Origin of the sequence: Mesorhizobium sp. AR07 (assembly GCF_024746815.1) — a bacterium.
Classification (GTDB): Bacteria; Pseudomonadota; Alphaproteobacteria; order Rhizobiales; family Rhizobiaceae; genus Mesorhizobium.
Map to the genome: position 1 here is coordinate 2,874,793 of NZ_CP080525.1, position 11,685 is coordinate 2,886,477.

Annotated in this window: 12 protein-coding genes; 3 read left to right on the forward strand and 9 right to left on the reverse strand. The window is 64.4% G+C overall.

Going from position 1 to position 11,685, the window contains the following annotated elements; translation table 11 throughout:
- Positions 1–53: 53 nt before the first annotated feature.
- Entirely contained in the window at positions 54–854 is an 801-nt protein-coding gene (locus BPNPMPFG_RS14725; protein ID WP_258596151.1) for an endonuclease/exonuclease/phosphatase family protein, read from the forward strand.
- Between the two features lie 125 nt (positions 855–979).
- The gene (locus BPNPMPFG_RS14730) at positions 980–1,405 is read left to right on the forward strand and encodes a hypothetical protein (protein ID WP_258596152.1); all 426 of its coding nucleotides are present in this window, start codon (positions 980–982) and stop codon (positions 1,403–1,405) included.
- A gap of 63 nt (positions 1,406–1,468) precedes the next feature.
- Here the strand turns inward: BPNPMPFG_RS14730 and BPNPMPFG_RS14735 are convergent, their stop codons facing one another.
- The 9 genes from BPNPMPFG_RS14735 to BPNPMPFG_RS14775 form a co-directional block, all read right to left on the reverse strand.
- On the reverse strand, positions 1,469–2,863 hold the full coding sequence (locus BPNPMPFG_RS14735) for a glutamine synthetase family protein (RefSeq protein WP_258596153.1): 1,395 nt from the start codon (positions 2,861–2,863) through the stop codon (positions 1,469–1,471).
- Positions 2,864–2,961: 98 nt separating this feature from the next.
- A complete protein-coding gene (locus BPNPMPFG_RS14740; RefSeq protein WP_258596154.1) occupies positions 2,962–4,047 on the reverse strand; it encodes a branched-chain amino acid ABC transporter permease in 1,086 nt (361 codons plus the stop codon).
- Position 4,048: 1 nt separating this feature from the next.
- On the reverse strand, positions 4,049–4,948 hold the full coding sequence (locus tag BPNPMPFG_RS14745) for a branched-chain amino acid ABC transporter permease (RefSeq protein WP_258596155.1): 900 nt from the start codon (positions 4,946–4,948) through the stop codon (positions 4,049–4,051).
- 8 nt (positions 4,949–4,956) lie between these two features.
- The gene (locus tag BPNPMPFG_RS14750) at positions 4,957–5,661 is read right to left on the reverse strand and encodes an ABC transporter ATP-binding protein (protein ID WP_258596157.1); all 705 of its coding nucleotides are present in this window, start codon (positions 5,659–5,661) and stop codon (positions 4,957–4,959) included.
- 49 nt (positions 5,662–5,710) lie between these two features.
- The gene (locus tag BPNPMPFG_RS14755; protein ID WP_258596158.1) at positions 5,711–6,883 is read right to left on the reverse strand and encodes an ABC transporter substrate-binding protein; all 1,173 of its coding nucleotides are present in this window, start codon (positions 6,881–6,883) and stop codon (positions 5,711–5,713) included.
- A gap of 41 nt (positions 6,884–6,924) precedes the next feature.
- A complete protein-coding gene (locus BPNPMPFG_RS14760) occupies positions 6,925–7,650 on the reverse strand; it encodes an ABC transporter ATP-binding protein (RefSeq protein WP_258596160.1) in 726 nt (241 codons plus the stop codon).
- 155 nt (positions 7,651–7,805) lie between these two features.
- On the reverse strand, positions 7,806–8,390 hold the full coding sequence (locus tag BPNPMPFG_RS14765) for a helix-turn-helix domain-containing protein (protein WP_258596161.1): 585 nt from the start codon (positions 8,388–8,390) through the stop codon (positions 7,806–7,808).
- 71 nt (positions 8,391–8,461) lie between these two features.
- The gene (locus BPNPMPFG_RS14770) at positions 8,462–9,304 is read right to left on the reverse strand and encodes an N-formylglutamate amidohydrolase (protein ID WP_258596163.1); all 843 of its coding nucleotides are present in this window, start codon (positions 9,302–9,304) and stop codon (positions 8,462–8,464) included.
- On the reverse strand, positions 9,282–10,691 hold the full coding sequence (locus BPNPMPFG_RS14775) for an aldehyde dehydrogenase family protein (protein WP_258596164.1): 1,410 nt from the start codon (positions 10,689–10,691) through the stop codon (positions 9,282–9,284). The genes BPNPMPFG_RS14770 and BPNPMPFG_RS14775 overlap by 23 nt, the downstream gene beginning before the upstream one ends.
- A 177-nt stretch (positions 10,692–10,868) precedes the next feature.
- Between BPNPMPFG_RS14775 and BPNPMPFG_RS14780 the strand changes: the two genes are divergently transcribed.
- On the forward strand, positions 10,869–11,627 hold the full coding sequence (locus BPNPMPFG_RS14780; protein ID WP_258596165.1) for an SDR family NAD(P)-dependent oxidoreductase: 759 nt from the start codon (positions 10,869–10,871) through the stop codon (positions 11,625–11,627).
- Positions 11,628–11,685 lie beyond the last annotated feature (58 nt).

Here is an 11,685-nt window from a genome sequence, read left to right on the forward strand (position 1 = left end):
TTTGACTGTATCCAGGTTCTGAATTGAAGCCAGCGAGGACGAACAGCACCGATATGCAGAGATCTGGACGCAGCCTCCCGGCAAACATGCTTCTCTCCATTCGCGACCGGAGGATGCAGAAGGCAAACGCCGCTGCGCCCAAGCGGATGGGCGCCACCGGGACGCTGGTTGCCTCCTACAACGTCCACAAATGCATCGGCATCGACAGGAAGTTCGATCCCGAGCGGACCAGTCGCGTCATCCGCGAAATCGACCCTGACGTCATTGCGCTGCAGGAAGCCGACAACCGCTTCGGCGACCGCGACGGGCTTCTCGACCTGTCGCGCCTTGAACTGGAAACCGGCCTGGTGCCGGTGCCGATCTCAGCCAACGGCAAGGGGCACGGCTGGCACGGCAATGTCCTGCTGTTCAAGAAGGGCGTCGTCCGCGACGTGCATCAGATCAGGTTGCCGGGGCTGGAGCCGCGCGGCGCCGTGGTGGCGGAGATCGATCTCGACGGAAACCGGACGCTTCGCGTCATCGCGGCCCATCTCGGTCTGCTGCGCCGCTCCCGCTCGCAGCAGGCGCGTGTCGTGCTCGATATCATGAACAGCCCCGACGCCAAGCCGACGCTGCTGCTCGGCGATCTGAACGAATGGCGGCTCGGCAACCGTTCGGCGCTCAACACGCTGCATGTGACATTTGGCCCTTTGCCGCCGGCCGTCCCCACCTTCCCGTCGAACCTGCCGCTGCTGGCGCTCGACCGCATCATGGCCAATCGGCACGGAATGATTTCGGCCGTGGAGGCGCATGACACGCCGCTCTCGCGGGTGGCCTCGGACCATCTGCCGTTGACGGCCTTTGTTCGCTTTTAGGGCCATTGTCCCGGCCGCTGATGACCAGACCGGCGTGCACGGCTGAGGAAAAGCTTACAAATTGGTATGGGAACGCTAAGTCTTCCTGCGAGTTGATACGCATTAAAACCGCAGGAGGACGAGACGTGAAGAAACTATTTCTGGCTTCCATGATGGCGTTGGCCGCGACAACCGCAGTCATCGCGCCAACGCAAGCCGCAAGCTTGATTATCCAGTCCGACGACAACAGCCAGTATGCACCGGACGATCAGTCCGACAATGGCCAAGTCATCATTCGCCGCCATCGTGACCGAAATAACAATGACAACCAATATGGTCAGGATCAGAACGGCGGCATGCAGTTAGGCGATAACCAGGGTAGCGACTATCGCCGCCACCACAGGCACAATTACGACAACCAGTATGGTAACGACCAGAACAGCATTCAGTTCGGTGATAACCAGGGCGGCGACTATCGCCGCCACCACCGGCATCACCGCTGCCACACCGAACTGGTCTCGCACTGGCGCCACCATCACAAGGTGATCGAGCAGGTCCGCGTCTGCGGCTGATCCCGCTTGCAAAACCCGGCCGGCGCAAGCCGGCCGGGTTTCGTTTGCGTCATCAACCGATAATCAACTGACGAAATAGCGCTGCCACTCGAAATCGGTGATGTGCGAGGCCTGCCAGGCGTCGAAGGCTGCCTGTTCGGCCCGCCGGCTCTCTGCGTAATTGTCGCGGAACGCCTCGCCGAAGGCATCGGCGCAGAAGTCGGATACAGCGAACGCCTCGATCGAGGCATTGAGCGTGCGCGGCAGTTTCGGCTTGTCGAGATTGGCGAGGTTCGATGTCACCGGCGCTTCGAGTGGCAGGTCCTTCTCGATGCCCTCGCAGCCCGCCGCCAGGATCGCCGCGATCGACAGATAGGGATTGATGTCGGCTCCCGGTGCGCGATGCTCCAGCCGGCAGGCGCCGTCATTGGGCGTGGTGATGGCGCGGATCGGCGCGGTGCGGTTCTCGAAACCCCAGGCGACGTCTTCCGGCGACCACGCGCCCCGGTCGAAGCGGCGGTAGGAATTGACCGTCGGCCGAAACAAAAGGTGTGTTTCCTGCATCCGGTTGAGCACACCGGCGAGGAATTTCTCGGCGACCGGCGTCAGCCGGTTCGGACCGGCGGCGAAGGCCGGCTTGCCGTCGCGCCACAGGCTGACATGGTGATGCGCGCCACAGGCGCTTTCCTTGCCCGGCGGCTGGAAGCGCGTCATGAAGGTGGCGACCAGGCCGCGCTCGGCGCACAATTCGCGCAGGTGCAGCTTGGCCCGCATGGCGTCGTCGGCTGCCTGCAGCGCCGACTTCGGCGTCAGGGCATATTCGTACATGCCATAGCCATATTCGGTGACCAGCGAGGCGACGCCGATGCCGATGCTCTTCATGCGGGTGATGAACTCGGCGGCGAAATCCTGATAGTCGCCGCTGCGCACCAGATCGTAGTTGATCAGCGAATGGCCCCACGGCTTCAGCTCGCGGTAGCGGCCGGCGCGCATCAAATCGTGGTCGGCGTGGAAGATGCCGAACTCGTATTCGAGCGCGAACATCGGCTCATAGCCGAGCGCCCTGGCGCGGTCCTCGACACGGGCCAGCACGCCGCGCGGGTCGAACGGGCAGACCGCACCGTCGAGCATGTAGGAGCGCGTGATGCCGGAGGCGAATTTCGGCTTCCAGCCATGCTGGACCACCGTCGCCGGATCGATGATCCCCTTGATGTTGGGAAAGCCGTTCTCCTCATTGGCGCTGGGCGAAGCGAAGGCGACATCGCCCAGCGGCTGGCCGTCACCATGGGTGACGCAGTAGAGAATGGCGTTGATCGATTCGCCATGGGTCGACAGTTTCAGCGGCGCGATCTTGGAGCGGAAAGCGCCTGACGTGTCGACCGTATGCACCTCGATGAATTCGACGCCGCGCTTTGCCAGTTCGCTCTGCAACGCCTCGAGCTTCGGCGCATAATGCGCGGCCTTGTCCTCAAATTCCACGTTCAAACCTCCACCAGGAAAACTCGGAGCAATTCCAGGAAAAGTGTGAAACGGTTTTCCGTCCGGAATTGCGTTAGAAGATAGAGATAGACGCAGCACTATTTCGCGCTGCGCCTGAAAAATCGCGACAACAGTTCATCGAGCTCATGGCGGCCGCTGATGCCACTTGGCCGGAAGGCCATGCAGAGCACGATGACGACCCCGAGCGCGACGCCCGACAGGCCGAGCAGTTGCGGCAGCTGGATGCCGGCGACCGTCACGCCGGATTCGATGCTGCGGATGAGTTCGAGCCCGACCGAAAGCACGATCACGCCGGTCACAGCACCTGTCACCGTCGCCATGCCGCCCAGGATCAGCATCGCCAGCGTGTTGAAAATCATCTGGAAGTAGAACAGCTTGGGGCTGATCGTGCCGGCGAAATAGGCGTAGAGAACGCCGGCCAGGCCGCAGATCAGCGCCGACAGCACCCATGACATCAGCCGCAGGCGCCGGGCATCGATGCCGAGCGCGGCGGCGGCTTGCGGGCTTTGCGCGCTGGCCCTGAGCTGCAGGCCCCAGCGGCTGTCCTTGAACAGGCGCGCCAGCACGATCACCACCACCGAAAACACCATCATCCAGGGAAGGCCGACCACTTTCGGGATGCCGAAGAAAGCCTGATTGCCCTTGAACAGGTCGGTCCAGTTGAGAAACACCGAATGGACGATGATCAGCAGCGCCAGGCTGACGATGGTCGCGGCGACGCCCGACAGGCGGCTGATGACCTTGCCGCTGACGGCAGCGACGATGCCGACCGCGATGAGCGCGATGAGCGCCGACGACACCGGATCGAACTCCAGCGTGGCGAAGCCGAACGGCGCATTGGGGATCGACAGCTTCTTCATCGCCAGCGGCGTCGACAGGATGGCGACGCCATAGGCGCCGAGGCCGACGAAGGCGCTGTGGCCGAGATTGGCGATGTTGCTGTTGCCCATGAACACCTGCAGGCCGACAACGACGATCAGGTTCACAAAGGCGCCGAGTGCCAGATAGGTGTAATAGGTCGGCGCGAAATTGAGGATCAGCAGCCCGACCACCAGCACCGGCAGCGACGTCACCAACCCGCCGATCAGCGAGCGCGTCAGCGCACCTCCTGGCCGCGTAACGGTTGCAACGGGGGGCGCTGCGTTTTCAACGGCTTGCGACACCTCAGATCTCCTTGTCGCCGAGTTCGACCCGCTGGCCGAGCAGGCCTTCCGGCCGGTAGACAAGCAGCGCGACGATGATCACGTAGGTGAGCGCATCCTTGAAGCCGCCGTACTCCTGCGGCAGCGCGACAAGCAGGCCGACCTCGATAAAGCCGAGCAGCATGCCGCCGGCCGCCGCCCCCGCCAGCGAGCCGAAACCGCCGATCACGCAAGCGACGAACGCCTTCAGCACCAGGCCGAAGCCGAGATCGGGCGAGACGCTGCCGCGTCGCGCGATGATGAACACGGCGGCAATGCCGGCCAGCGCGCCGGAGATGGCGAAGGCCGTGGCGATCACCCGGTTCGCCTTGATGCCCATCAGCCGCACCGTGGCGAAATCGCGCGACGCCGCGCGGATCGCCAGGCCCAGCGTCGAGCGGTTGAGGAAGAGCACCAGAGCAAGAATGGTCAAGCCGGAAACGACGAGTTCCATCACCTGCAGCGACGACACCGCGAAAGGGCCGAAGAACCACATCTGGTTCAGCCCATTGAGGATCGAGACCGACTGCGGCTTGGGCGAGATCAGCAGCATGAACAGGTTCTGCACGACGATCGAGACACCGAAGGCGGTGAGCAGTCCCGTCGTCGTCGGCGCATAGCGCACCGGCCGGAATGCCACCCGTTCGAAGGCAATGGCCGCCAGTGCGGCGGCGGCGACGGTGATCAGCACGGCGACGAATGGCGAGGTCAGCCCGAGCGCAGCCGCCAGGAACACGCTGTAGGCCGAGACGCCGATGATTTCGCCATGCGCGAAATTGACCAGGCCCATGATCGAGAACACCACCGCCAGGCCGAGCGCGACCAGCGAATATTCCGCGCCGAAGGCCAGCGCGTTGAGAAGCTGCTGCAAGGCATAGTCCATGTCGCCGCCTACCCGCCAATGTAGAGGTTGAAGAGGCCGTGTTCGTCGGCAAGGCTGGCCGGCGGCCCGCTGTGGCGAAGCGTGCCGGCGCTGACGACATAGACGCGGTCGGCGAAGCGCAGCGCTTGTTTGGCGTTCTGCTCGACCACCAGCAGCGTCAGCCCCTCCGCCTTGAGCTCGCCGATGAAATCGAAGATCTGCACCACGATCTTCGGTGCCAAGCCCAGCGAGGGTTCGTCGAGCAGTAGCAATTTCGGCCGCGACATCAGCGACCGGGCGATGGCCAGCATCTGCTGCTCGCCGCCCGAGAGCGTGCCGGCCGCTTGCCCGTAGCGTTCGGAAAGCACAGGAAACAGCGTCAGGAAACGCTCGATGTCCTGGCGCACCCCTTTCGGGTCGCGCCGTGTCGCCGCACCAAGCCGCAGGTTCTCGCCGACCGTCAGATTGGCAAAGATATGCCGGCCTTCCGGCGTCGAGGTCAGGCCGGCGCGAATGCGGTCCTCGGTGCGGACGCGCGAAATGTCCTGGCCGTCGAGAACGATGCGGCCCGAGGCCGGCACGACCAGTCCGGTCAGCGCGTTGATGGTCGAGCTCTTGCCGGCACCGTTAGGCCCCAGCAGGGCGACGAGTTCCCCCCGCCCGACCTTCAGGCTCAAGTCGCGCACCGCCGTCACCGCGCCGTAGCGGACGATCAGATTGTCGACCGTCAGCACGACAGGGCCTGCATTGCGAAGGCTCGATCCATCATCGCTTGCCTGCCCGTCAGTTCAGCGCCGGAACGAAGGTCGGCGGCGTGTCGGTGATCAGCACCCGCTTGCCGCTGGCGAAACCCATCACCGGCACGGCCTTGACCGGGTAGCCCTTCTTTTCAGCGAACGAGATAACCGGTGCCGTGGTGCCGGGATAGCCGCCCGGCGCGCGGATCGCCTCGCGCAAGGCGGCGGGCTCGACGGTGCCGGACTTCTTCGCCGCCTCGTAGCTGATCTGCACCATGTCGGCGCCGAGCGCATCGAAGATGCCGTTGATCTTGTAGCCGTCGGCCTTGCACTGGGCGAGAAATTTGTCGATCGGGCTGTCGACACCGGTCGCGCCATGGGTGGCGAACATCACCTTCTCCAGCGATGCCGGATCGCCGACGGTTCCTTCCAGCGATTTGTCGTCGAAGGCGTCGCAGCCCGCCACCCAGCCGTCATAGCCATTGGCGCGCAGCTGGCGAATGAAAATGCCGACATCCGGCAGCACGGCGCAGATGTGGATGGCGTCCGGCTTCTGCGGCAGCGCCTTGATGCTGGCGATCTGCGGCGACCAGTCGGTGGTGCCCCAGGAATAGTTGAGCTTGGAGACGACCTTGCCGCCGAGGTGCTCGAACACCTCGCCGAACCATTCCGGCAGCTTTTCCGAATAGGAACCGGCATCGGGCGAGACCATCAGCGCCACCGTACGGGCACCCTTGCCGTAAAGCGCATTGGCGGTCGCCGCCGCATTGATCGGGTCGGGCACAGCGCCAGCGATGAAATTGTCGAGCCCGGCCTGCTGCATCTCGAGCTGCGTGTTCGGCGCCGAAAACACGGTGGCGCCATAGGGTGCCGCGATCTGCGCGGTCGGAATCAGCGCATCCGGAAATGGCACGCCGGTGATGATCTGCGCACCGGCATCGAGGAATTTCTGGCCGAGCGAAACCGAGAGCTGCGGGTCGGAACGGTTGTCCTCGATCATCAACTCAACCTTGGGATCGCCGGCGCCTGCAGCCTTGTTCAGCTTGTCGGCCATGCAGCGCGCGCCCTCGGCTTCGCTGTAGGGCGCATAGGTGCCGGTCATCGCCACCGCGAGCCCGATCTTCAGGTCGGCGGCGCCGGCATGCGTCACCTGCAAAACCCCAGCCGCGACGATCGCGGCCCCCAAAATCATCTTGTCCCCAAAAATCATCCTGTCCATCGAACCCCTCCTTCTCCCTTGTTGTTACCGTTGCGGGCGCGTCACGACGTTTCGGACTGCCCGACATAAACCTCGATGACGCGCGGATCGCGCCATACCGTTTCGGTCTGTCCGGAGGCGATCACCTGGCCCTGGTCCATGACACAGAGCCGATCGCACAGCCGGTTGATGAAACGCAGATCGTGATCGATGACGATGGTGGCGCAGCCGACATCGCGGCGAATGCCTTCGATCGCCACCGCCAGTGTCTCGGACTCGCCTTCGTTGAGGCCGGCCGCGGGTTCGTCGAGCAAAAGCAGCGACGGGCCGAGCGCCAGCGCGCGGGCGATTTCGAGTCGGCGCTGGCTGCCATAGGACAGCGTGCCGGCCGGGACGTCGGCGAAGCCGTCCAGTTGATATTGGGCAAGCAACTGGTCGACGCCGATGCGTGCCGCGACGTCCGGCCGTACCGCCTGGCAAGTGATATGGGCGACCTCGACATTCTGCCGGACGGTCAAATCCCTAAACAGCCGGATGGTCTGGAACGTGCGCGCGACACCCGCCCGTGCGCAGTGTTCGGGACCATGGCCGGTGATTTCCTTGCCCGCCAGCCGGACACTGCCGGTGTCGGGCTTGAGCACACCGGAGATGGCATTGACCAGCGTGGACTTTCCGGCGCCATTAGGGCCGATCAGGCCGAGGATTTCGCCGGCCTCGCAGGATAGCGAGGCACTGCGTAGCGCCTGCACGCCGCCAAAGGTCTTGCTGACTGCCTCAACCGACAGCATCGGTCACATCTCCCATCCGGCCGATGGCTATTTCTCCTGTCGGCCAGTCCCGGGGATGCTAGACCCAAGATTTTTCCATAACAAGCATTTTTTTCCGTTTTAGAAAATATTCTTGAGAAGCCACGTTTTCCGACCAGATTCTGGCCAGGCTGGGATCATATCCCGGCGCCGGCCGGTAGCCCGTCGCGCGGCACGGTGTTCGACATCAGCATGACCACCGGTTCGTCGCCAAGCGCGATGTAGGCGTGCTGCATTTCACCGTCGAACAGGATGCTGTCGCCCGGCCGCAGCACCGCCGGATCATAATGGATCGTGTGCAGCTCGAGGCTGCCGCTCAGCACATGGATGAACTCTTCGCCTGAATGGGCGCGCCAGCCGCCATTCTCCTCGAAGCTCCTCGCCCGCAGCGTGACGCGCCAGAAAATGTTGGTCTTGTCGCGAAAATCGCTGCACAGGACCTCGAATTCCATGGCGTTGCCCTGATGCAGGATGCCGCTGCCGGCGCGCGTGATCGAGCGCCGCGCCTGCATGCCGGGCTTCGGGCTGAACAGGAAAGAGGCCACCGGCACATGCAGCACGCCGGCGATCATCAGCGCCACATCGACCGTCAGGCGGGCCTTGCCATTCTCGAGCTTCGACAGTTGCGACACCGAAAGGCCGGAGCGTTCGCTGAGGTCGCGCAGCGTGATGTTGCGCTCCTTGCGCGCATCCCGGATCTTGCTGCCCACATTGCCCTGCATCGCCCAAGCCCTTGGCTGTCGTGTTTCCAATTCGACAAGCTCTAGCGGGGTGGCCTTGGGGCGTCCAGCCCTTAGACGGCTACGGCTGGTTTCGGCCATAGCGACATCGCGACAGTGGCAAATACGGTTTCAAGCGTGCGGCTGACGAGCTCGAATGTTTCCGGATCGGCAAGCAGGTCGTTGCGGACTTCGAGATAGAGACAGGCCCTGCCCTGCTCCAGCCCGTGCCGGTTCAGCGTGTAGCCGATGGCCTGGCGCCAGTCATATGGCTCGTTGTCGCCGATCCTCAACCCGGCCTGCGCACCCTGCGCGCCAAGGGTTTTCAGCACCGAGGTGACGAACGGGGACTGCTCCCGCCACAGCACGCCGATATCGACATTGCGCCTGACACCACCCATCACCGGGGTGAAGGAATGCACCGAGATCAGCGCTTGCCGGCCGGCGGCCGCATCGACGATTGCCTGTTCGAGCGGCACCCAGGCAATAAGGGTACGCAGCCGGCGGTCGATCGCATCAGGCGCGAGATTGCCGGGCACCGGAATGCCGCCAAGATCCGGCCGCATGAAGTCCCACTCACCGGCCGGGCGATTGTAGTCGAGGAAAAGCCGCGAACAATGCGCGACTACGGCCGGCGCCCGCAACGTCCGCGACAGCCGGCGCGTCAAGGCATCGACGCCGATGTCGACGGCGAAATGCGTGCCGAGATAGGGTGCCGCGAGGCCAAGATCGCGCCATGGCGCCGGCACCAGATTGCCGGCATGTTCGGCGATCAGCAGATAGGGGCCTGCCGCCTCGATCCGCAGCCGCTCGACGCTGGCCGCGGCCAGCGCGGTGATGGCCGCATCATCAAGCTCTGCAAGGCTGGCAGCGTTCATCGTGCCGATCTCCGGATCAACCGATGACGGAGCGGACATGATAGGACTTCGCCGCTGTCGCTTCCGCCAGGCCGGCGCGGCCATTGGTGCGGCCAAGGCCGGAATTCTTGATGCCGCCCCAGGGCAGATGCAGGTCGGCGTGATCGCAGCGGTTGAGATAGACCGTGCCGGCCTCGACCTCGTCGAGCAGCGCCACGCCGCGCTCGATATCCCTGGTCCAGATCGAGGCGCTGAGGCCGAAATCGCTGTCGTTCATCAGGGTGATCGCCTGCTCGTCGCCGCTGACGGACTGGATGCAGGCCACCGGCCCGAACAGCTCGTCGCGCATGATCTGCATGCCGTGGTCGACGCCGACCAGGACCTCCGGCGCGACATAAGCGGCGCCGAGGGCAGAGGCTTTGAGTGCGCCGTCGTGCGGCATCAGCCGTCGGGCCCCTGCCCGCACCGCGCTGTCGGTGAGACCCCGAATGGCGTCGACGGCACTCGCCCGCACCACCGGGCCGACCATCGGCTTCTCGCCGATCGGATGGCCGATGGTCCATTTCGCCGTCTCGGCAACCAGGGCTTCGACGAAGCGGTCATGGATTGCCTGATCGACATAGATACGCTCGACCGAGCAGCAGGACTGGCCGGCATTGGAATAGGTGCCCTCGGCGATCTGCGGGATCGTCGCCTCGAGGTCGGCGTCGGCGCGCACATAAGTCGGATCCTTGCCGCCGAGTTCGAGATGTACCTGGGTGAAGGTGCCGGCGGCGGCGGCATGCACGCGCCGGCCGCCATTGACCGAACCGATGAAATTCACCGCACTGAAGGCGCCCGATGCGATCAGGTTCTCGGCATCGGCATGGTCGAGGTGCAGGCTCTGGAACACGCCCTCGGGGCCGCCGGCGGCACGGAAGGCCTCTTCCGCAAGCTCGGCGATCAGCGGCGTCTGCGGCGAATGCTTGAAGATCACCACATTGCCGGCGGCAATCGGCGCCGTCACGAGATAGCCGAGCATGGCGGTCGGATAGTTCCAGGCGCAGATCGACAGATGCAGGCCGCCAGCAACTGGCCGCGCATAGCGGCGAATGGTGTCGTCCGAGGGATAGGGCACGTCGGCCAGCGTTTCCGGCGCGATGTCGGCAAGCAGCTGCCCGACCAGCGCCAGGCGCGGCGTCTCGTCGGCCTGCCACAGCGGCCGGCCGATCTGCCAGGCCACCATTTCCGCAAGCGGCGTTGCCCGCGCCTTCATCTCCTCGCCGAAGCGCAGCAGGATCGCCAACCTGTCGGCCAGCTTCATCCGCCGCCAGGACGGCAAGGCGGCACGAGCCCGCGTGAGCGCGGCCCCGATTGCCGCGCCATCGGCATAGCTGCGCGTCGTGTAGGTCGAGCCGTCGACGGGAGAGGTCACGGAGAAGGTCCGCGCGCCGGAATGCAGGTTCATGGTCTTGAAATCCATTCGAGCTGAAACATCATCGATCCCAGCACGATATCGCTATTTTCCATTTTGGCAAATTTTTTCTAATACCGCTTGATGGAAATTTTATCCGCCCCTATTGTCCCGATATCACGCATCGGCGGAAGCAATCGCGCATTGGCGCGAGGACATGAGGGGGTTCAGATGATCGCTTACGATTTCACCGGCAGGCATGCGGTCGTCGCCGGCGCTGGCGGCGGCATGGGCGAGACGATCGCGCTGGCGCTGCTCGATGCGGGCGCCTCCGTCACCGCCATCGACATCAAGGCCCGCCCGGTGTCCCTCGCCGCCTATGACGACAGGCTCACCTTCGCGCAGGGCGATCTCACCGACGCCGCCTTTGTCGAACAGGTCATTGGCTCTGCCGGCCGCGAACGCGGCGGCATCGACTATCTCGCCAATGTCGCCGGCGTGCTCTGGTTCGGCCGTGACAAGTCGGCTCTCGAGATGGACCTCGACGTCTGGGACGAAGTGTTCAGGATCAATCTGAAATCCTTCGTGCACACGGCGCGCTCGGTCGTGCCGCATATGCGCTCGGGCGGGCGTGGCGGCGCCATGGTGCATTTCTCGACCATCCAGTGGTATCGCGGCGACGCCAACCCGCAGGATGCCTACCAGGCATCGAAGGCTGGCGTCTGCGCGCTCTCCAAGTCGCTCGCCATGCAGCTTGCCGGCGAGCGCATCCGCTCCAACGCCATCTGTCCCGGCATGGCGCTAACCCCGCTGCAGGCGCGCTGGGACACCGAGGAAAAGCGCTCGGCCGTGGCGAGCTACGCGCCGCTCGGCCGCATCGGCACGCCGCAGGACATGGCCAACGCGGCGCTTTTCCTGCTTTCCGACGCGGCGAGCTACATTACCGGCATCGAACTCGCCGTCGACGGCGGCCTGTTGATGCGCATGTAATCCGCATGCCTGCGGCCCGGCCGCGATAACAGGCAAACCGGGGCGAATGACAGGCGGC